Origin of the sequence: Siminovitchia sediminis (assembly GCF_042680885.1) — a bacterium.
In the GTDB taxonomy this organism is placed as follows: domain Bacteria; phylum Bacillota; class Bacilli; order Bacillales; family Bacillaceae_C; genus Siminovitchia; species Siminovitchia sediminis.
Genome location: NZ_JBHUEO010000013.1, coordinates 32,659 through 53,594 on the forward strand (window position 1 = coordinate 32,659; position 20,936 = coordinate 53,594).

The 20,936-nt window shown below is 40.5% G+C and carries 15 protein-coding genes and 1 pseudogene; 10 read left to right on the top strand and 6 right to left on the bottom strand.

Annotated elements, in window-relative coordinates:
- Nucleotides 1–2: 2 nt before the first annotated feature.
- Genes ACFSCZ_RS06590 through ACFSCZ_RS06600 form a run of 3 tightly spaced genes read left to right on the top strand, consistent with a single transcriptional unit; the run spans nucleotide 3 to nucleotide 2,560 of the window.
- Entirely contained in the window at nucleotides 3–1,193 is a 1,191-nt protein-coding gene (locus ACFSCZ_RS06590) for a Ger(x)C family spore germination protein (RefSeq protein WP_380773027.1), read from the top strand.
- Nucleotides 1,190–1,417, top strand: coding sequence for a hypothetical protein (locus ACFSCZ_RS06595; protein ID WP_380773028.1), 228 nt, complete (start codon nucleotides 1,190–1,192; stop codon nucleotides 1,415–1,417). The genes ACFSCZ_RS06590 and ACFSCZ_RS06595 overlap by 4 nt, the downstream gene beginning before the upstream one ends.
- A 30-nt stretch (nucleotides 1,418–1,447) precedes the next feature.
- Nucleotides 1,448–2,560: a GerAB/ArcD/ProY family transporter gene (locus ACFSCZ_RS06600; protein ID WP_380773107.1), complete on the top strand. Its 1,113-nt coding sequence runs from the start codon at nucleotides 1,448–1,450 to the stop codon at nucleotides 2,558–2,560.
- Nucleotides 2,561–2,633: 73 nt separating this feature from the next.
- Here ACFSCZ_RS06600 and ACFSCZ_RS06605 read toward each other — a convergent pair whose 3' ends face one another.
- On the bottom strand, nucleotides 2,634–3,374 hold the full coding sequence (locus ACFSCZ_RS06605; RefSeq protein WP_380773029.1) for an SDR family oxidoreductase: 741 nt from the start codon (nucleotides 3,372–3,374) through the stop codon (nucleotides 2,634–2,636).
- Nucleotides 3,375–3,644: 270 nt separating this feature from the next.
- On the opposite strand from ACFSCZ_RS06605, the gene ACFSCZ_RS06610 reads away from it, so the two are divergent.
- The 7 genes from ACFSCZ_RS06610 to ACFSCZ_RS06640 all read left to right on the top strand — a co-directional run bounded on the left by ACFSCZ_RS06610 (nucleotide 3,645) and on the right by ACFSCZ_RS06640 (nucleotide 13,233).
- Nucleotides 3,645–4,982 (top strand): aminotransferase family protein, encoded by a 1,338-nt coding sequence (locus ACFSCZ_RS06610; RefSeq protein WP_380773031.1) that lies wholly within the window; start codon nucleotides 3,645–3,647, stop codon nucleotides 4,980–4,982.
- 32 nt (nucleotides 4,983–5,014) lie between these two features.
- The gene (gene gucD, locus ACFSCZ_RS06615) at nucleotides 5,015–6,481 is read left to right on the top strand and encodes an alpha-ketoglutaric semialdehyde dehydrogenase GucD (RefSeq protein WP_380773032.1); all 1,467 of its coding nucleotides are present in this window, start codon (nucleotides 5,015–5,017) and stop codon (nucleotides 6,479–6,481) included.
- A gap of 720 nt (nucleotides 6,482–7,201) precedes the next feature.
- Nucleotides 7,202–8,245 carry a TRAP transporter substrate-binding protein gene (locus tag ACFSCZ_RS06620; protein ID WP_380773033.1) on the top strand — a complete coding sequence of 348 codons (1,044 nt, stop codon included), beginning with the start codon at nucleotides 7,202–7,204 and terminating at the stop codon, nucleotides 8,243–8,245.
- 58 nt (nucleotides 8,246–8,303) lie between these two features.
- The gene (locus ACFSCZ_RS06625) at nucleotides 8,304–8,813 is read left to right on the top strand and encodes a TRAP transporter small permease (RefSeq protein ID WP_380773034.1); all 510 of its coding nucleotides are present in this window, start codon (nucleotides 8,304–8,306) and stop codon (nucleotides 8,811–8,813) included.
- Between the two features lie 67 nt (nucleotides 8,814–8,880).
- Nucleotides 8,881–10,161, top strand: a complete 1,281-nt coding sequence (locus ACFSCZ_RS06630) for a TRAP transporter large permease (protein WP_380773035.1) — start codon at nucleotides 8,881–8,883, stop codon at nucleotides 10,159–10,161.
- 182 nt (nucleotides 10,162–10,343) lie between these two features.
- Nucleotides 10,344–11,960, top strand: a complete 1,617-nt coding sequence (locus ACFSCZ_RS06635) for an amidohydrolase (protein ID WP_380773036.1) — start codon at nucleotides 10,344–10,346, stop codon at nucleotides 11,958–11,960.
- Between the two features lie 34 nt (nucleotides 11,961–11,994).
- On the top strand, nucleotides 11,995–13,233 hold the full coding sequence (locus ACFSCZ_RS06640; RefSeq protein WP_380773037.1) for a M20 family metallo-hydrolase: 1,239 nt from the start codon (nucleotides 11,995–11,997) through the stop codon (nucleotides 13,231–13,233).
- Between the two features lie 337 nt (nucleotides 13,234–13,570).
- Here ACFSCZ_RS06640 and ACFSCZ_RS06645 read toward each other — a convergent pair.
- The 5 genes and pseudogenes from ACFSCZ_RS06645 to ACFSCZ_RS06665 all read right to left on the bottom strand — a co-directional run bounded on the left by ACFSCZ_RS06645 (nucleotide 13,571) and on the right by ACFSCZ_RS06665 (nucleotide 20,864).
- Nucleotides 13,571–14,772: pseudogene (locus ACFSCZ_RS06645) on the bottom strand (IS256 family transposase).
- A gap of 129 nt (nucleotides 14,773–14,901) precedes the next feature.
- Complete coding sequence (locus ACFSCZ_RS06650; RefSeq protein ID WP_380773108.1) at nucleotides 14,902–16,620, bottom strand: sigma 54-interacting transcriptional regulator; 1,719 nt, start codon at nucleotides 16,618–16,620, stop codon at nucleotides 14,902–14,904.
- A gap of 679 nt (nucleotides 16,621–17,299) precedes the next feature.
- Nucleotides 17,300–18,412, bottom strand: a complete 1,113-nt coding sequence (locus tag ACFSCZ_RS06655) for a Ger(x)C family spore germination protein (protein ID WP_380773039.1) — start codon at nucleotides 18,410–18,412, stop codon at nucleotides 17,300–17,302.
- Nucleotides 18,409–19,503: a GerAB/ArcD/ProY family transporter gene (locus tag ACFSCZ_RS06660; protein WP_380773040.1), complete on the bottom strand. Its 1,095-nt coding sequence runs from the start codon at nucleotides 19,501–19,503 to the stop codon at nucleotides 18,409–18,411. The genes ACFSCZ_RS06655 and ACFSCZ_RS06660 overlap by 4 nt, the downstream gene beginning before the upstream one ends.
- The gene (locus ACFSCZ_RS06665; protein ID WP_380773041.1) at nucleotides 19,500–20,864 is read right to left on the bottom strand and encodes a spore germination protein; all 1,365 of its coding nucleotides are present in this window, start codon (nucleotides 20,862–20,864) and stop codon (nucleotides 19,500–19,502) included. Before ACFSCZ_RS06665 ends, ACFSCZ_RS06660 begins: the two co-directional genes overlap by 4 nt.
- Nucleotides 20,865–20,936: the final 72 nt, after the last annotated feature.

Genomic DNA, 20,936 nt, shown 5'->3' on the forward strand with positions numbered 1-20,936 from the left:
AAATGATGAAAAACAAATCCATTAAAAAGGTCACCTTTATTGGTTTTTTTACCGGAATGCTGTTACTGCTTAGCGGGTGCTGGGACCGGATTGAAATGAATGATTTGGCTATTGTAACAGCCACGGGTATTGATAAGACCGATGATGGTCAAGTAGAGCTGTCGTTGGAAATTTTCATTCCTAAATCTTTTGGCGGCAGTACACTGGGTGGAAGCGGTGGAGGAGGGGGTGCCAGTGGGGATACGACTATGGTCGCATCTCATAAGGGCCGTAATTTTGCCGATGCTCTCTCCAAGCTGCAGACGGAGTTGCCCCGAAAAGTCTTTTGGGGGTCATGCAAGATCTTTATATTTGGAGAGGAAGCTGCAAAAGAGGGTATTCAAGAACATTTAGATTTCCTTGCTCGGCATCGGCAGACAAGGGAAAAAGCATTTGTCATGGTTAGCGAGGGGAAAGCCAAATCTCTTTTAGATGTTAAAAGTACCCTGGAACGTTATTCTGCTGAAACATTAAGGGAAGTATCCAGTCGTGACCGGGGAACAGGGGTCACTCTGCAGGATCTGGATGAGATGTTAGTGAACAAATACCAAAGCGCCTTCCTTCCTTATGTAACAATAACTGCTGATGAAGATAAGATCACCCCCAAGCATGTGGTGTTGAATGGAACAGCTATTCTCAAAGAGGATCGAATGATTGGGGTCATTTCTGAATCGGCAAATAGGGGCATACTTTGGTTAAATGGAAAATTAAAGGATCATACGGTAACTTTTCAGCCAGACGGGGAAAAAGGAAAAATTTCCATCTTTCTTGTTAACATCGACATAAACAAGAAACCGCTGATCGAAGATGGGGAATGGAAAATGCGGCTCGATATCCAAGCTGAAGGTGCCATCTATCAGAACTCAACGAGCATGACGGTAAATGATCCTAAGGCTGAAAAAAAAGTAAAAGAAGCTTTTAAAAGTAAAATTCAAAGTCACATTCAGAAATCCCTGGAGGAAACCCAGGAACTCAAAGCGGATATTGCAGGTTATGGAAAAGAGTTTCACCGCAAGCATCCGCAAGAGTGGACGAGAGTGAAAGAAAACTGGCAAGAGATGTTTCCGGAGATCAAGACTGAATTTAAAATAGATGCGCATATCCAATGGCCGGGGCTGATCCAGGAACCAATCAAAGGAAGCGGGGCTCAATGAAGTTGGAATGGAAACAGCTTTTTTCAACAACCGTTGTCATAGCAATCATTATAACTTTACAGTGGCCCAAAATGAAAAATCACCCCGGAAAGGATAAGGGGGTGTTTGTAACCCTTTTGCTTATAGGGCTGGTACTGTCTGCCTTTAAACTGGGTCATTTGCCTGGACCCGGGACTTTTCTTAAATGGATATTTGGACCCGTTGGAAAGTGGATAGGAATGTAAAGCAGATCGGAGAGAAAGGAAGTGGGAGTTATGGAAGGAGGAAAAATTTCATCTTTACAAATGGCGTTGCTGCTGTACCCCGCCATTATTGCAACCGCAATCCTTTCCGTTCCAGGTGCCGTCGCTGAATACGCAGGCAGAGATATGTGGATCGCTCCCATGATTGCTTCATTAGCCGGATTTTTATCCGTTTTTATTATGGTTTGTCTCCATGAACGGTATCCCGGAAAAACAGTTATCGAATTTAGTGAGGAAATTATTGGACGGATTCCGGGAAAAATATTTGGTTTTTTTATTATTTTTTTTTACTTGGGAGCCACTGGAGTAGTTGTCAGGGCATATAGTGATTTTTTGAATATCTCTTTTCTTTTAAAAACTCCGCAAGCCGTCGTGGCCGCATCGATGGTATTAGTATGTGCCCTCTGCGTTCACGGCGGAGTCGAAGTTATGGCAAGATCCGGCCAAATTTTACTGCCGTTATTCTTTCTCCCGCTTTTGGTTGTATTCATGTTTTTGGCCCCGGACTTTGAAGTGAAAAATATTCTGCCTGTTTTGGAAAATGGGATGATCCCTCCACTTAAGGGAGCGGTAATACCCGCCGGATGGTTCGCAGAATTTTTCTTAATCAGCTTTCTGCTGCCTTTTCTTTCAAATCCATCCAAAGCCATGAAATATGGCTTTCTTTCAGTTTTTATCACTATGTTGACTCTGGTACTGGTGAATCTGGTTGTCCTGTTTATATTGGGGGAAACAACCAAACTTAAAACATATCCCCTTATAATTGTCGGAAGGTACGCAAGTTTGGCGGAATTTTTTGAAAACCTGGAAGCCGTAATCGTAGCTGTCTGGATAATCGGTGCTTTTATCAAAATAACCGTATTCTACTATGCGGTGGTTCTCGCTGCCGCCCAATGGCTGAAGCTCTCCGATTTCCGACCGATTATCTGGCCGTTTGGGATATTAATTGTACAGTTTGCTTTTTTAGGCCTGCCCAATACCATGGTATTTAATCGTATAACTGAGGTATTTCCATTTTACTCCTTATTATTTCAAGTCTTGATTCCACTGTTCCTGCTGATCATTGCAATGGCACGAAGAAAAAAAGGCAAAAAGAATGCCGGGAATAGTGGCAGTAGGCAGTAAGTGATGCAAGCGCAGAACTACATAATCAGGACGGGGGAAGGTAAAAGACCTTCCCTCATTAAGAATGGCAGTATTACCTTCTCTGAGCCGTCGGCCTAATAATCATATCGTTCACGGACACCGTACTTGGTTGTTGAATAGCATAGAGGATGGCATTGGCAATATCCTCACTGTTTAAACTATGATCGAGTGATCCTTCCTGTTGGATCATGTGCAGGACTTCCTCGTCATTGACGCTGTTGACCAGTTCTGTTTCCACAGATCCCGGTGAAAGCAGTGTTGTTCTAATGTTTTGAGTGGGAAGCAATTCTTTACGCAATCCTTCTGTAATAATGCGAACCGCATGCTTGGTGGCACTGTATAAAACACGGGGCGGGTATACTTCGTGTCCCGCGACAGAGGAAATATTGATAATATGTCCTTCATTCCTTTCTTCCATCGCCGGCAAAACAGCAGCAATGCCGTGTAAAACACCTTTTATATTTACATCGATCATTCGATTCCAATCATCTACCTTCAGTTTCCTCATATAAGAAATAGGCATAATGCCTGCGTTGTTAATTAAGATATCAATCTTGCCAAACTCTTGCAGTGTCTGGTTTGCCAATTCTTTCATTTGGTCATAAGACGTGACATCCGTTACCTTGTAACTTGCCTTCCCGCCCTTTCTAATGATTTCATCTCTTACCTGCATTAATCTGTCTTCTCTTCGTGCAGCCAGCATAACTGTGATTCCGTTCCCGGCAAGTAAGTTGGCTGTCGAATAACCAATTCCGCTGCTTGCTCCTGTAATGATCGCAACTTTTCCTTTCATCGTTTGCACCTCTTTCATAGTTTGTTTATGAATAGAAGCAAAAATTATTCCAACTTCCATGTTAAAAGAGAGAATTAAGTCCTTTTTGTAAATAAAACCTAAAACAATGTTCAATTACATTACATAAATGCACGATCGCATTGGTTTTTTACAAAAAAGTATGAAAAGTATGGAGGGGATGTACAAAATAATTGGCACAATATTTGCTTTTAGAAGATATAGATACAAAATGACGTATCTAATTAGAATAATTTTGAAGGAGGACTATATATGTCACAAGTCTTATCTACATCCACTACGGACCGGGAAGTGTTGGCGGAATGGGACAAAAAACACTTTTTGCATCCAACCTCTTCAATTAAGCAGCAACAGGAGGAGGGGCCGGCTCTGATCTTTACAGAAGGAAAAGGGATCTACTTAAAAGATACCGAGGGTAAAGAATATATTGACGGCCTTTCCTCACTCTGGAATGTGAACATTGGGCACGGAAGAGAAGAGTTAGGGAAAGTATCCATGGAGCAGATGGCAAAGCTCGGATTCAGTTCGACATTTGCAACCTTTAGCCACGAACCCGCCATTCAATTAGCTGCTAAAATAGCGGAAATTACCCCGGAAGGGCTGGATACGGTCTTCTTCACATCCGGTGGATCCGAATCCAATGATACGGCTTTTAAATTAGTCCGCCATTATTGGAAGTTGAAAGGGTTGCCTGATAAAAAGAAAATTGTATCGCGCAGAAAGTCATATCATGGTGTAGCCATGGGAGCAACCAGCGCTACAGGATTAAAGCCATTCAGGGATTTTACAACTTCACTGGCTCCAGATTTTTATTATGTAGACAGTACTCCAGAAGCCTTTAAAGCCTTTATTGAAGCAGAAGGGGCAGAAACAATTGCTGCGTTTATTTCGGAACCTATTCAGGGAACAGGCGGAGTTCATTTGCCTCCACAAGATTACTTCAAAGAAATAAAGGCCATCTGTGAAGAGCATAATATTCTATTTATTGCAGATGAGGTCATTACAGGTTTCGGCAGAACTGGAACATTTTTTGGAGTCGAACAATTTGGAATTGTACCTGACCTCATGTCCGTAGCCAAAGGGATTACAAGCGGCTATGCAGCCCTTGGCGGTGTGATTATCTCCAGAGAAATTCATAACGATCTCATAGAGCTTTCCGATGGGTTGTTCATGCACGGATATACGTACAGCGGACACCCGACGGCTTGTGCAGTAGCTCTAAAAAATATTGAAATTATTGAAGAGGAAGATTTGGTTAACAACTCTAAATTGATGGGCGAAGAAATGCTCCAAGGATTTAAGTGGCTGCAACAAGAACATGAAATTATCGGAGAAGTGCGCGGCCTAGGATTAATGGGGGCTATTGAAATCGTCAAAGACAGAAAGACAAATGAAAGATTTGCCGATCCTTTAGCTCCTAAAATTGTCGCAGAATCCTTAAAAAGAGGGCTCATCCATCGTGGAGTAATCTACGAAGGTGCAGATACACTCATATTTGCTCCTCCACTAACGATTGATAAATATGAAATTAATAAAATGATTAATATTTTAAATGAAGCAATTGGAGCAGTGAAGAAAGAACTTGCTTAAAGGGTATATCTTTTTAAAGGGGTTATTCCAGCATGCAAATCATTACTAAAGAGGAAACGATTAAAAACTTTATTAATAACCAATGGGTAGAGTCTGCCTCAGGGAAAGTGATAAAAAGTATAAGCCCTGCAGATAGACAAGTCGTAGGGTATGTTCAAAGTTCTACAAAAGATGATGTAGACTCAGCTATGAATGCTGCTCACAGCGCCAAGAAAGAATGGTGGAGAATGGGACAGCCTGCCAGAGGCGAATTTTTATATAAAGCAGCAAATATTTTAGAGCAAAATGCCAAACCAATTGCTGAAACTCTTACAAAAGAAATGGGCAAAGCTTATTCTGAAGCATTGGGAGAGGTCACCAGAGGAGTTCAAATTTTACGCTATTATGCAAATGAAGGAGTCAGAAAAGAAGGGGATGTTATTCCATCATCCGATAAAGACGCTTTGCTTTTGACAAAGCGTGCACCTCTAGGAGTTGTGGGAGTGATTACTCCATGGAACTTTCCGGTGGCCATCCCGATCTGGAAAATGGCGCCTGCTCTTGTGTATGGGAATACGGTTGTCCTTAAGCCGGCGACTGAAAGTGCTGTCACGACAGGAAAAGTGGTAGAATGCTTCGCCAAGGCAGGGCTGCCGGACGGTGTGCTAAATATGGTTACTGGATCCGGCTCTGTCATAGGGCAGGAAATGCTCCAACATCCGTTTTTAAACGGGATTACTTTTACAGGATCCGAAAATGTCGGAAAACATGTTGCCAGAATGGCTGCTGAAAAAGGCATTAAGTTTCAGCTCGAGTTGGGCGGAAAAAACCCGGTCATTGTTGCAGAAGATGCAAATATTGATCAAGCAGTGGACGCTGTATTAAATGGTGCTTTTCGTTCAACGGGGCAAAAGTGTACCGCTACAAGCCGTGTCATTGTTGAAAGCGGTATTTACGACCAATTTAAAGAAAAATTAATAGAAAAAGCTAAAACGATTACAGTAGGCAATGGATTAACCGAAGGCGTTTGGATGGGGCCCTGTGCCAGTGAAAACCAATTTAACAGCGTGTTAGGTTTTATTGAAAAAGGGATTGAAGAAGGAGCAGCTCTGTTGTTGGGCGGAAAAGCATTAACAGGGCCGGAGTATGATCAAGGGTTTTACATTGAGCCGACCATTTTTGAAGGGGTTTCACCGGAAATGACTTTGGCCCGTGAGGAAATATTTGGGCCGGTCATTGCTCTCATGGAGGTGTCCAATTTTGAGGAAGCCATTGAAATGGCCAATGATACAAAATATGGACTCAGTGCTTCCATTTTTACAAAGGACCTCAATCATATAATGGAATTTATGGATGAGATCGAAACCGGTTTGGTAAGAGTGAATGCTGAAAGCGCTGGAGTGGAGTATCAGGCACCTTTTGGGGGGATGAAATCCTCCAGCAGCGGAGCAAGAGAGCAAGGGGAAGCTGCAAAAGAGTTCTTCACTCAAATAAAAACAGTTTTTATTAAAAAGGTTTAACGAAGAATATGATTCATTCTGTTTTAGCTGCCATGGGTAACTGAAGTAACATGAATGCATTTGGACATCTCTTTTCATGCAAGGAAGCATTGTTTAAAGAGATGTCCTTGTTTTTAAAAAGAAATAACACCGAACTGAAAAATAATGCTCTTCTGCATTGCATTCATGTCAAAAAGCATTTATTTTTTGGATCTGTTTAGTAATACAGCCTTCAACCATGGGTGTTATGTTTGGAAGTGTCATAAGGATTCTTCTTTGTAAGATCGGTACAAACCTTTTTAATTTATTAAAGAGATCACCTTTAGTAAATTTTCAGATGTAGTGGCATGAAAATTGCAATTAAGTATTTATAAAATAGCCGGGATGGGGGAATTTGTATCGAGTGAAAAGGGATATGAATGATTCTTACTAAGTAATGTATTCGATTGCAGTATGGTGATGTTATATGAACTGGAATCGTTTGTCGAGAAGTGGAATGGTATGTCAGGTTTTTCATGGAATTTATGTGTGATATCAGCGTAACTTTCAAATAAAAGTTCTTTGAAAGGGCTTACGCAAAAATGCCAGAGGGAAGAAGCTTAGCCCAGCGATCGATCGTTTTTACAAAATAACAACCTATAAAGCTCGAGTGACCGATTTTACGGCAAGCCCAATAATCAGCCACTCGGAAATCTCAGTCAAATAGATTTATTTAAGATGAAGAATGAGGGGGAAAATATTGTGAGTAAAGTATTCAAACGTCTTCTTTTCCTAAGTTTTCTTGTATTGTCCGTACTAATGATTACAGCCTGCGGTTCGAGCGGCGGCAGTGATTCAGCGAGCGGGGGAAGCGGAACGAGTGAGGACCCTATTACATTAAATTATTACCATGTGGCCCAAGAAAACCATCCAACCCATGCCGTTGCTGTGGAATATAAAGAAAAAGTGGAAGAATTGTCCGAAGGCCGTTTACAAATTGAAGTATTTTGTTGTGGGCAGCTCTATCCTTCCGAAACAGATGGGGCTGAAGCAACAATTAAAGGTGATGTTGACATCGCGATGAGTGCTGCTCCTGCAATGAGCAGCTTGAACTCCAGCTTTATGGTCTTTGACTTGCCATTCCTTTTCAAAAATGAAGAGCAAGCATATGCTGCACTTGATGGTGAGCTGGGTGCTGCTTTGGATAAGAAATTAGAAGAAATGGGATTAGTGTCCATTGGTTGGGGGTCAACCGGCTTTAAACAGTTGGTTTCAGCGGGTGACCCGATTGAATCCGTAGAAGACTTAAATGGAAAGCGCATGAGGGTCATGGAAAACAAAATGCACATGGACATCTTTAACTCCCTTGGAGCCAATGCATCTGGTCTGGCCTTTGGAGAAGTATACTCTGCTCTTTCCCAAGGAACATTTGACATGCTGGATTCTACAGCTGCTTATGTGATTTCATCCAGCTTCTATGAAGTGGTCGATTACTTTACCGTATCTAATCATTTCTTCCATCCGGCCGTAACCTTTATTAATAAAGAAAAATTTGACAGCCTGCCTGAAGACCTTCAGCAAATATTACTGGATGCAGGAAATATAGTTGGTGAAAAGCACCGCCAATTGGTTACTGAACAGGAAAAAACAGACCATCAAAAAATGGTTGACGAAGGCGTTGAAGTCATCGAATTGTCGGATGAAGAACTCAAAAAATTTGAAGAAGCCGTCCAGCCAATCTATGAGAAATATGAAAGTGAAATTGGCAAGGATTTAATCGATATTGCAACATCTTATTCGGAATAATATATACGAGTCTAGGTTAGTGATCTAGCCTGGACTCGTTCATAATGGTGGTGTAAAAATGAAAAAATTCTTGGATAAAAAGCTGGATGAATGGATTCTTATGATAGGGTTTATCGTCATTATTCTTCTGGTTTTTTCACAAGTGGTTTTCCGTTATTTAATCCATATTCCAATCATTGGCTATTTCGATGAATTGTCCAGATTTATTTTCATGTGGCTGGCGTGGATCGGGGTTGCGTATGCAATCAGAACCAAAAGTCATATCCGGATTGAAATGTTTACTGAAATGATATTCAGAGGAAAAAAGCATTACGTAAAATACGTGGAGCTTCTTTTATTTTTAGGTTTCTCTATTTTCCTCGTGGTTGCGGGTACCCAATGGGTTATAGAGCAGCAAGTCTCAAACTTTACTAGCCCAATGTTGAATGTGCCATTATGGATTGTAAATCTTGCCATCCCCATAAGCGGTGTGTTAATGAGTATTCGCCTTATACAAGAGTTCATTGAGCTTATTAAAGGCGGCCCTAAAGATGAAGGTCCTGACACAGATACGACTCCTACTCTTTAAAAAGTGAGATTTTGGAGACTTATACGATAGCTTGTAAACTAGTTTGATTTTTAATGAGGTGGGCTGTGTGACTACAATTATATTATTTGCGAGTTTATTTATATTTATCATCCTGGGACTGCCGATAGGTATAGCGATTGGCATGGCGTGTTTGGCTACGATCGTATTAGCCAGTAATATAGATGTTTTTGTCGTTTTGGACCAGGCATTAAAAGGAATCAACTCAACGGTGATCATGTCAATTTCCTTTTTTACTTTAGCAGGTATATTGATGGGGAAAGGCGGAATTTCCAAGAGGCTCCTTGACTTATCCAATGCCTTGATTGGCTGGGTTAAGGGAGGGTTGGCGATGGTGACAACGCTGACCAGTATGTTTTTCGCGGCGATTTCGGGTTCCGGACCAGCAACGGTTGGTGCCATTGGGTCGTTTATGATTCCCGAAATGAAGAAGAACAGGTATGGAACAGGTTTTGCGGCAGGTATCACTGCTGTTTCCGGCTCACTCGGAGTCATCATTCCGCCGAGTATCCCTTTTATCTTATATGGAGTGGTAGCAGAGGTTTCCATTGGGAAATTGTTTGCAGCGGGAATTATACCGGGGATTCTAATTGGTATCCTGCTTATGGTTGCCTCTTATCTTGTTTTACGAAAAAAAGATATCGTCGTGGATTCCACAAGATCCTCTATTAGTGACATCATAAAAGCAACATGGAATGCAAAATGGTCATTACTGGCACCCATTATTGTCCTGGGGGGCATTTACTTAGGGTGGTTTACTCCGACCGAAGCTTCCGTCGTAGCGGTTGTTTATGCGTTCATTGTCGGGATGTTTATTCACAAAAACTTGCGAAGAAAAGAACTGTATGAAAGTTTGACAGAAACCCTTCGATTATTAGGGGCAACCATTTATATGGTTGGCTTGTCATTTACTTTTGCTTATATTTTAACGATTGAAAGAATCCCAAATGCCATTGTGGAAGCATTAACCTCCATCTCGGATAATAAGTGGGTTCTGCTTATATTGATTAATCTTTTCTTACTTTTAGTGGGAGCCTTTATTGATGTGGTCGTATCCATTGTCATCTTGACTCCAATCTTGCTGCCAATTGCCACTCAAATAGGTATAGACCCTGTACATTTCGGTGTAATTATGATCCTGAACCTGGCGATCGGATATGTGACTCCGCCATTTGGTGTCAATCTATTCGTTGCTTCAGCAGTCTCTAAGTCACCGATCGAATCCATATTTAAAGCCAGTGTTCCATTCCTTTTAGTTATGCTCATAAGTTTGGTATTGATTATCGTGTTCCCATTCTTATCCTTATATTTACCGAGTTTAATTGGTTAATAAATTGGAAGCCGATATTCCCTTTTGATTCTGTTTCTCTGATATACACAGAGCCGGTTTTGGGATGGATTGAAAATGACGCCACCGGTTCATGTAAAAAAATAATGATGCGAGCTGTTTACAAGTAATTTACTCTCTGCGATTTTATGATAATGATATTTATGTATGGAGGAGGAAGTGGTTTGATAACAGCCGATTTAGTTCTTTATAACGGTGAAATTGTTTCGATGGATAACCATGGAACGATTACAGAGGCTATTGCAGTCAAAGATGGAAAGATTGTTCAAGTGGGCTCATATTCGGACATGAAACATACGATTCACGATAAAACAACAGTTATTGATTTGGATGGAAAAACAGTCCTGCCTGGTTTTATTGATGCCCATCAACATATTTTCCAAACCGGGTATAACTTAATGAATGTCAATTGCGGGAAATCTTCTATTAATGAAATTGTGACGGCCATTGAAGAAGCAGCTAAAGAAAAAGAAAATGAGAACGAATGGATTATTGGCTGGGGATTAAATGAGGCGAATATTGCAGAAAAAAGACTTCCCGATGCGTCCGACCTTTCACATATCCCCAATCCGGTTTATATTACACGCTTTTGTCTCCATACAGCGGTAGTGAATGACAAAGCTTTGTCCATTGCCGGTATTAACAATGGTACACCTGATCCGGACGGCGGCGAAATCATAAGAAACGCAGATGGATCTGTAAAGGGAATACTGAGAGAGACAGCTATGGACCTTATGAAGGAACATCTTCCACCGTATTCGACTCATTCATTGAAGGAGGCTGTGAAATGTGCTTCCGACCATTACAGGAAGAATGGGATTACTCATGTTCATGAAGCAGGGCTGGGCTTTTTGACAGGCACCATGAACGAATTACGTGCTTTAATTGAAATGTCTCTGGATGGAACACTCGGAGTTAGAATGAACGGGATGATTTTGGAGAGCTATTTTAAAGAGGCAAAACAGTTAGGCTTGTTAACCGGGTTTGGCAATAGTTTATTTAAGATTGGCGCAATAAAAATGTTCGCGGATGGGACGTTAAGCGGCCAAACAGCTGCGGTAAATCAACCATACACGAACTCGGTAGATAATACAGGGATTTTAATATATTCACCGGAGGAACTGTCGGAAAAAATTATTGGTGCACACAAGGCAGGGTTTCAAGTCGCTGTACACGGAATAGGTGACCGGGCCATTGAACATATACTCAGTGCTTATGAACGTGCATTAAAGCTATATCCGAGAGAGGATCATCGCCATCGGATTGAGCATTGCGGGATTATTCATGAAGAAATTGTAGACCGGTTAAAGGAATCAGATATCATTGCCGTCCCTCATCCGGGCATTGTTCATTTTGCGGGTGACACCTATAAAAGGGTGTTGAATGAACAAGTCGTTAAGGGATTGTATGCTGTGAAAACCTTATTGGATGCCGGGATTCTCGTAGCCGGCAGTTCAGATTCACCAGTGATCCCATGTTCACCGCTTATTGGAATGTATACAGCAATGAGCCGGGAATCGATACAAGGCGACAAAATCGTCCCGCAAGAGGGAATTCCTTTGTACGACGCAGTGAAAATGTATACGATCAACGCTGCAAAAGCTGCTTTTACAGATCATGAAGTTGGAAGCATCGAAATAGGGAAGTTTGCAGACTTAACCATACTTCCTGGCGGATTTATGAACTATTCTGCTGTAGAAGTAAAAGAGACTGAGGTGGAAATGACGATCATCGATGGGGAGATCGTCTATCAGAAAGAATTAGAGATACACAGTGTATGACCCCATTCGAATAAATGGGAAAGGGGAATGGTTATTGGCTGCTAAAGATACATTAAAGATAAATATGGAGAGACTGAAAGCTGCTTTTGATGTAAGCTCAAACATTGGTGCCACAGAAAAAAATGGGTTAACAAGGTTGACTTTAACTGCGGAAGACAAAAAAATGAGAGATATTTTTGTGAACTGGCTGAAAGAAGAAGGGCTGAGTGTACGTATTGATGATGTTGGCAACATTTATGGTAAAAGGGAAGGAAGAAATAAAGACGCCAAATCCATCATGATCGGTTCCCACCTGGACACCCAACCAAGAGGGGGAAGATTTGATGGGGTTTTAGGAGTTTTATCAGCTTTGGAAGTAATTCGGACTTTAAATGAAAATCATATCGAAACAGAACGTCCGATTGAAATCGTCAACTTTACGAATGAAGAAGGGGAAAGGTTTACCCCTCCAATGATCGGATCTGGGGTTGCTACGGGGAACTATACAAAGGAATTTGCATACGGTCTGCGGGATAGAGACGGAATCTTCTTTGAAGAAGCCTTAAATGAAACAGGATACAAAGGTCAAGAAGAAAATAGGCGTTTGAATGTTGAATACTTTATAGAGCTGCATATAGAACAAGGTCCGCTACTTGAGAAGAATAAAAAAGAAATCGGCATTGTTAAAGGTGTAAAGGGCATGACCCGTTTTGAAGTAACTGTCACAGGCCATGCGAGCCATGGAGCGCACCCTGCTTATGGCCGAAAGGATGCCCTGGTGGCTGCTTCCAAAATGGTACTCGCCATTGATGAAGCAACCCAAAAATATGAAGACTTGTCGACCACTGTAGGCGTTTTTGAAGTATTTCCCTCAATCGTCAATATTTTTGCCGGAGAGGTCAGGTTTACTTTTGATGTAAGACATCTCGATGATGACATTAGAAATACGGTAATAAGGACCATTCAAGAAAGTCTGGAACAAATTTCAGAGGAAAGCGGAGTAGATTGTTCCGTTAAACAGACATGGAACATAGATGGTACACATTTTTCCGCTGAATTAATAGATGTAATTCAAGAAGAGTCAAACAAGCTTAATTATACTCATCAGTATATGGTAAGCGGTGCAGGGCATGATGCAAAATTTATGAATGATATATGTAAAACAGCGATGATTTTCACGCCAAGTGCTAATGGCTTTAGCCATTGTGAGGAAGAGTTTACTTCATATGAAGACATTCAAAAAGCAACAACTCTATTATTGAACGTTGTATTGGAATTAGCTGATAAGGTATAGTTGTTTTAAAAAAGTTGATCCCCTCCATGTTTAATCTCTGGAGGGGAATTTTCATAGATACTATTAGAGGCATAGCCCTTTACTGGGTCTGCGTAAAATCTTGTGTAAGTAATATTCGACAATCTTCACAAGGCAAGAAATAATAGGTATGAAAAATCCAATCTAGGCAATACTATAATTGCCTTTTACCATAAAACAGGATAGGGCAATGCAGAAGTGCAACCTGAGCGGTTTTATGGTTTTTACACTAAAACGGACGGACAAGATCTGTCCGTTTTTTTCGTTTTAGGGAAAACAAATGCGATAAACTTTAGGGGGTTGGGGACAGAGTCCCCAACTATGATGTTTGGTTCAAAATCTCTAGCTGGCCCAAGATTATGTTCCAATTACGATAGCGCATGGTCCATTTTTTTGTAATATTTTGTGATGCCAAGTAAAGCATATTCCTTAAGCTATCATCATTAGGGAATATGGACTTTGTTTTGGTCACTTTTCTAAACTGGCGACGTAATCCTTCGATTACATTCGTAGTATATATTATTCGCCTCATTTCCGGCGGATATGCAAAGAAGGTAGCTAAAATATCCCAATTTTTTTCTCCCATGATTTAACCGCAGTTGGATACTCTTCACCCCATTTTTCTTTAAACTCTATGAGCCTTTCCATGCCCGATTCTTCATTGATAGAAGTGTAGATTAACTTTAAATCAGCGACAAATTCTTTTATATGTTTATAAGAAACATACTTTGTACTTGAACGAATCTGATGAATGATACAACGTTGAATACCAGCGAAAGGATACACGGCTTGAATGGCCTCCCTAAAACCTGTAAGCCCATCTACACAGAATAGATTAACCGTTTTAACGCCTCTTGTTTTCAAATCATTCAACACACCTAACCAGAATTTACTACTTTCATTTCCCCCAACCCAGATGCCTAATATTTCTTTATTGCCTTCATTGTTAATTCCCAATACAACATAGGCCGCTTTCGAGACAATTTGATGATTATCTCGAATTTTATAATGGATGGCATCCATGAAGATAAAAGGGTAATAGGCTTCAAGTGGACGGCTTTGCCACTCATTTACTTGGGGCATAATCCTATCACTAATTTTACTAACTAACTCAGAGGAAATCTCAATATTATAGAGATCTTTAACTTGTTCCTGGATATCCCTTGTTGACATACCGTAAGCGTAAAGAGATAGTATTTTTTCCTCTAGACCATCCACATTTCTTTGGTATTTGTCTAAAATTTGTGGCTCATACGAGCCATTTCTGTCTCGAGGAACGTTTATTTCAACTTCACCAAATTGTGTTTTTAATTTCCGTTTTGTTGAGCCATTTCGATAATTATTAGGGCCATCACCCCGACGTTGGTGCTTTTCATACCCCAGCTGCTCATCAATTTTACATTGAAGTATCTCCTCCAAGACATCGGAAAACATTTCTTTAATTGCGTCCATGATTTGATTGGTACTTGTAAATTTTTTCTCCCTTACAAGTTCTTTAATTAGTTCCTTAGGTAATTTCATGACGAAAAATCCTCCTTAGCAAAATTATTTATCCTAAATCTCGCCAAGGAGGATTGATTTGAAACTTATTTACACAACTTTTTCCGCACCGTCCTTTCACTTTTAAAAAAGACTATAGCAACATGTTCATTACAACTTGCCGTCCCTAATATATTTATTTATTTTTCGGATAGCGGTGGATTGATTGATTCCCAGCAAGTCTGCAACCTTATAAGAACTATTGTTCATACTATAAGCCTTACGAATCAGCTGTTCTTCCAATTCTTCTTTTGCTTGTTTCAGCGGAATGACATCGGTTACAACCACTGCATTTTCAGCCGCTTGAATTCTAAAGTTTTCGGGCAAATCATGGACGGATATTTGGTTGCTTTCAGATGTAACCACTAAGCGTTCTATTAAATTTTCCAACTCTCTCACATTGCCCGGCCAATGATAATGAACAAGTGTGTTCATGAGTTCTAATGATAAAGAAGTGTTGCTGTTATATTTCTCATTCATTTTATCTAAAAAGAAGTCTATCATGTATGAGATATCCTCAGGCCTCTCTCTAAGCGGAGGAATGTGAATAGGAACGACACTCAGCCTATAATATAGATCGTCTCGAAAGCTGCCGGTCTTTACTTCTTTGTGTAAATCTTTATTCGTTGCAGCAATAATTCGAATGTCTACTTTAATGGTTTCTGAGCTGCCAATAGGCTGAAATTCTTTCTCTTGTAAAACCTTTAATAACTTTACTTGCAGATTGAGCGGCATTTCTCCTATCTCATCAAGAAAAATGGTGCCGCCGGCTGCTTGTTCAAAAAGCCCTTTTTTTCCTTTTGCGTTTGCCCCGGTAAAAGCACCGCCGTGATACCCGAATAATTCGGATTCAATTAAGTTCTCGGGGATGGCCCCACAATTAATTTGAACAAAGGGCTGATCTTTTCGTGGACTGTGATCATGGATAAATCGGGCAATTACGCCTTTTCCAACCCCTGATTCTCCAGTAATCAGAATGGTCGAGTCCACTTGGGCGACTTTACTGGCCATATGCACAACTTTTCTCATATTTGGAGAAATGGCGATCAAATCTTTTTGCGGAACAAAAGGCTGAAGATTTTCCAATTCAGATTTATAGGCCTCCAATAAAGTCTCATTTCGTTCAATTTCTTTTTTCAGATACTTAATTTCTGTAATATCCCTTCCTGTAAAAACGATATGTGTGATGTCACCGCCGGAATCAAAAACAGGGTTGGCAATGACGTGAGCCGTTTTCCCCTCTATGGTTCGCTGGATCATAGATACCTTTTCCTTGCGCTTTTTTACAACCGGAAAGAGAGAAGGAGAAAAAAGCCCTTTCTTTACTAAGGTATCTACATCTTCACCAACCATTTCTTCTGGCTTGAGTCCGTATAAGGATTTCCCGGTTGAATTAACAAACAAGGTTTTTCCTTCAGAATCAGTAATAAAAATTTCGTCTTGTAACGAGTTTAAAATATCATCAATAGGCAGGTCTTTTAAGCCTGTTTTTTGATTCATTTCAGGAGCAGGGTTGTCATCATCGGACATCGCTTTAAAGGTACATAGGATTTCTTCTTTATTTTCATTCTTTTGCAGGATCACGGAAAATTTTTTATCATTTACTTTTGCCTGTCTTTTAAAAACGCTTCCAACATGTAAAACTTCAATAAGATCTGTGTCTTCTAAAGAAAATAAATCGACGAAAGACTTGGATCGTAAGTTTGTTGTTGAAAGGTTCAGCAATTCAGCGGCGGTCTGATTACAATAATTGATCTCTCCTTCTTGATTCATTAAAAGAACTCCGAAAGGAAGCTGATTTAATATAAATTTATAAGAATCGTCAGTCATCGTTTTCAATGAAACCATCCTCTCTTATTCTATGGAAGTTTAAAAGCTGTATAGAAATATCAGCTAATCTTTGCTTGTCTGATTCCTGATGATGCAGATCTGATATTTCTGATACTTGTCATTCCCGATGATGCTAAAGAGACAACCGGTTGTGTCACCAACTTCCTTTATCAGTAGAAAGAATTTGACTAAAAGGAGGTAATACAATAAATATTAAAAATTTTTTAATCAAACCTGCTTATTGGAAGAAATCAATCTATCTACTTTATATGATATAACTCTTTATCGAATAATTTCAACATATGAAATTTGATATGTCTGTAATCATTGACTTTTATTGTTATAGATATGGAGAGTTGCGGGAGTACCGTCTATTCAGTTTTTATGTTCTTTGGTTTTTTTTCTTAGTCATGTAAAGGAGCTAATAGGCTTGTTGGAGAAACAATCATATCTCTCGGTACAGATACTCTTTCTTCGTTCTTTTTCGTGTTTTTCTGCAGTACCGGTACTTTAAACATACCATATCCACTGGTGAGATGAAAATGGATTTATCATTTGTTATCGAGGAATGTAGAAGGATGATGGAAAGATTCCTTCCAATAAAGAAAGCAGCCGTATGCTTTGGTATAAACCATATAAGGAGAGGGGAAGCCCCCTCTTGCAAAGCCAATCTCATTATCTATTCCACGGTTCCTGTACTTTTGATGTTCACATCCACAGATACATCAAACTTCAGATCAGGATACATGGCACGCCATTCGTCAATTCTATGGCCGTTTTGGAGCCTGGTCGCTTTGTAGCGAAGTCCGAATCCAAGCGGATCCATATTCTCTTTCTGCAGGAATTTTAAAAGTTTTTCAGTATCCTTCTTGGCGTGGTCAGATGCAAGCTTGCTGTAATGGTCCAAGTCTATGGGATCCATTTCAAATGAGGATTCTTCCATTATGCCGGCGGCTTTAATATCCATCTTCAAGACAGGAGCCTTTCCGGGATCTGCCAAAAGCTTAAATTTTGTTTTTATCGTATCGATGGATACCGTAAAATTCTTTTCCTTGTCCTGATTATCTACTTCAATTTCCAGTCTTTCCATTCGATTTGCCATGATGTTATACATTTTCGTTTGCCCGGAATGCAGTTCAGCAGATCGATTATCCCAAGAAAAGATAAATGACCGATTGACCATCAGTTTCTTTCCGTCTTCACTGGCCCGTATAATCGGGATGATGGGATCAAGTCCAGTTTCAGCTACTTCTCTTCTTGCTTCAAACAGAAACGTTGACACAATATAGGCACTCTCTACACCGTTCCCGGAGAAAAAATTCATGAGAGTGTGCGACCCGGCCATTTCAGATTCGGGCTCTACCTGGAGGACTTTTTCGGCAGAGGGCCTTCCAACGGCAACCCAGGAAATCATTTGAATATCTCTTCTTCTGAAAAAGAAATCCAAAGCATCTCTAATATCTCTATTAAAAAGTTGTTCATCGAAAACAATGAGTTTGGCATGGCTAAAATCCAGTTCTTTATCCACGTTGGTTTTTAAAAAGCGGATGGCCGCGGCTATAGAGGAATCTTCCCTTGTTAAGTAGGCATACTTGGTCCCTGATTCCTTTAACGATCCGGATGGAACAGCTAATTTTAACGTCACCTTATACGGTTTTTCCTCGTTGTCTGTATAGTCTACACCGACAGCCTGGACAAAGACTCTCTTATCGATATCTTTAAAACCGCAGCTGGCCAGAAGAAAGACAGACGCGCAAGCGATACACATTTTCAGGATCGACATCAGCTTCATGTTTTTGCCCTCCTTCGAATCAGCCAAAAAATAAAAAAATAAAACAAACTAGAGAGGGGAATAAGGTTGTAAAAGTACTTGGAATACTGCAGCAGGCTGTACTCTGAAAGAGATTTTATAGTTATGAGTGTGATTACCCAAAATACCGCTATATACAGGTGAGGGGTATAGTTGGTGTTCCTCCATTTCAGCCACTTGGGAAAAAACAGGCTTTTACATGCCTCAATCGCCACATGCCAATGGAGAAGGAGGTTGAGGATAGAAATGGCCAGGAATAGTGGCAAAAATAGGTACAGTACCCTCTCAATGATCCCAAATGTCATTCGAAGGGTATCGCTTGTAGAGATAGCGGGATAGACAAGGTGATCCACTCTTTCAAACCCGTTCATCCCTATGGGGACGAGATATAGGGTAAGCAACACTAAAGAGCCGAGAAAACCGGTGAAAAGGGTGTGCTTCCATGTCATTTTAATCGGGTCTTTGAACACTGGATTAAACACGACAATGTTTGTAATTCCTAAGAAGATAAACATCGCTGCTGCATAAGAGCTATAGGTTGGAAGGGTATTTACGTACATGAACGCCTCCCGGACAAAATCCCACTCAAATAATCGGTTGGTATAAGCTTTGAAAACAAGATAAAGTACAATAGGCAGGGAAAATAACAAAATATTTTCTATTGTGTACAGCACGCTCTTGGTATTCATTAAAATACCATAAGAGATAATAATAAGAATCGTTGTGGCGATCCACGTGATCGGCATTTCCGGTGTTAAAAATCGTTTCAGCATAAAAGTATAGGAAACAATAGACAACACTCCCGAAATAAACCAGTGAAGAACCGTTAAAAAAAGAACCGGCTTGCTTACCCAGACAGGCGTATATTCTTCCAGCAGTGTCTGTAAGTCCTTACCCGGAAATTTGGAAAAGAACTTTCCAAACACATAGACAATGACCATACCAGAAAGTACGGCCAATAACATGGAAAGAAAAATGCCATCTTTTTTATGATCCATTAGAATTTTGGAAACGGCTGAAATCATATTGGCAATCATATTGACTAAAATACAGTAAAATATGAAGCGGTTCATGAGTTGTTCCCCTTGATCTCTTTTACTCGGCTTCTATAGTACAGTCTCAAATAAGGTTCTCCAAAACTTCTCACATTGGACAGATACATCACAAATCCGACCAGACTCAGCATGACTCCTGCCATTCCTGCAATCGAAGCGAAAAATAGGATGACGTAACGAAACACCCTGATGGCCAATCCCATTTCATTAATAGGAACGACAAAAGTTGAAATTGCCACAAGGGAGATGATTATAATCATCACATTGGATGTCAGGGCTGCTTCTGTTGCGGCTGTACCCAAAATTAATCCCCCAACGGTTGTGGCCGTCGCACTAATGGCTTTGGGCAGGCGAATACTGGCTTCTGTTAATAACTCCATGACGACTAACATAAACAGGATTTCCACAAAGGAAGCATAGGGGACACCGATCCGGCTCCCGGCGACGGACAGGGCGAGTTCCGCACGAATGACATCGGGATTATATGAAATGACCGCTACATACAGTCCCGGCAGTGTCAAGCATAAGAACAAAGCAAAATACCGCATTGATAAGGCAAATTTCGATATCCAGAAAGCGTGGTAGCTGTCTTCAATCGCCGTCATAAAATCAAAAAACACACCAGGTGCAATCACAGCGTTCGAATCACCGTCAAGCATGAGGACAACTTTTCCTGCCGAAATATTGTATATGATCCGGTCAGATCTTTCGGTAATCATTAGCTTTGGAATTAACGAGAACTTTTTGTGGTTAATCAGGGTACTAAGTTCGGAGGACGATTGAACGATATCCCTGTCGATATGTTTGACTCTTTGAAGCACTTCTTTGAGAACAAGATCATTGACTTCATCCTGGTCATAAATGACAGCCAGTGGAAGATTAGACTTTTGGCCAATGTCCAGCATTTCGATGGTTAAAGACGGCTGATGATAACGCTGCCGAATGATATTGACATTTGTCATTAAGCTCTCGCTTAATGAAAGTTGAGGCCCCTGAACCGTTGGCTCAACATTGCTTTCCAAGACATTATCTGTACTGACCAGCGTGAAATCAAACAAAAAAAGTTGATCGTTCACATAGATCAGGACACTGCCTTTGGTAAGTTCAATAAGCAGCTGTTCTTTCGTTTCAATGTTGACCCGGTTAGGGAGGGAAGACAAGTAAGCTTCTACTTCTCCCGTGGAAGACAGCTCAAAAAACGGCCGGATGATTCCTTCCTGCAGGCGGACACCGTCAACGACTGTTTTAATATACACAAGCAACATTTTTTTGCCTTTGATTTCAAGCGGCTTATGTACAATATCGAAAGAACTAATCTCTTTTTTTATCCATTCGATTGTTTCTGAAGGAGTGTATGGAATTGGAACTTTTTTACGCATGGCCGGCAGCTCCTTCACGTGGGTTATATATTGAGATATACTCGCATTTTTGCGTTTGCTCTTCCATAGTTT

Excerpts from the sequence above, each read along its gene's own strand:
- ACFSCZ_RS06590 (WP_380773027.1), top strand. The coding sequence starts at position 3 with ATGATGAAAAACAAATCCATTAAAAAGGTCACCTTTATTGGTTTTTTT.
- ACFSCZ_RS06595 (WP_380773028.1), top strand. The coding sequence starts at position 1,190 with ATGAAGTTGGAATGGAAACAGCTTTTTTCAACAACCGTTGTCATAGCA.
- ACFSCZ_RS06600 (WP_380773107.1), top strand. The coding sequence starts at position 1,448 with ATGGAAGGAGGAAAAATTTCATCTTTACAAATGGCGTTGCTGCTGTAC.
- ACFSCZ_RS06605 (WP_380773029.1), bottom strand. The coding sequence starts at position 3,374 with ATGAAAGGAAAAGTTGCGATCATTACAGGAGCAAGCAGCGGAATTGGT.
- ACFSCZ_RS06610 (WP_380773031.1), top strand. The coding sequence starts at position 3,645 with ATGTCACAAGTCTTATCTACATCCACTACGGACCGGGAAGTGTTGGCG.
- gucD (WP_380773032.1), top strand. The coding sequence starts at position 5,015 with ATGCAAATCATTACTAAAGAGGAAACGATTAAAAACTTTATTAATAAC.
- ACFSCZ_RS06625 (WP_380773034.1), top strand. The coding sequence starts at position 8,304 with ATGAAAAAATTCTTGGATAAAAAGCTGGATGAATGGATTCTTATGATA.
- ACFSCZ_RS06650 (WP_380773108.1), bottom strand. The coding sequence starts at position 16,620 with ATGACTGACGATTCTTATAAATTTATATTAAATCAGCTTCCTTTCGGA.
- ACFSCZ_RS06655 (WP_380773039.1), bottom strand. The coding sequence starts at position 18,412 with ATGAAGCTGATGTCGATCCTGAAAATGTGTATCGCTTGCGCGTCTGTC.
- ACFSCZ_RS06660 (WP_380773040.1), bottom strand. The coding sequence starts at position 19,503 with ATGAACCGCTTCATATTTTACTGTATTTTAGTCAATATGATTGCCAAT.
- ACFSCZ_RS06665 (WP_380773041.1), bottom strand. The coding sequence starts at position 20,864 with ATGCGTAAAAAAGTTCCAATTCCATACACTCCTTCAGAAACAATCGAA.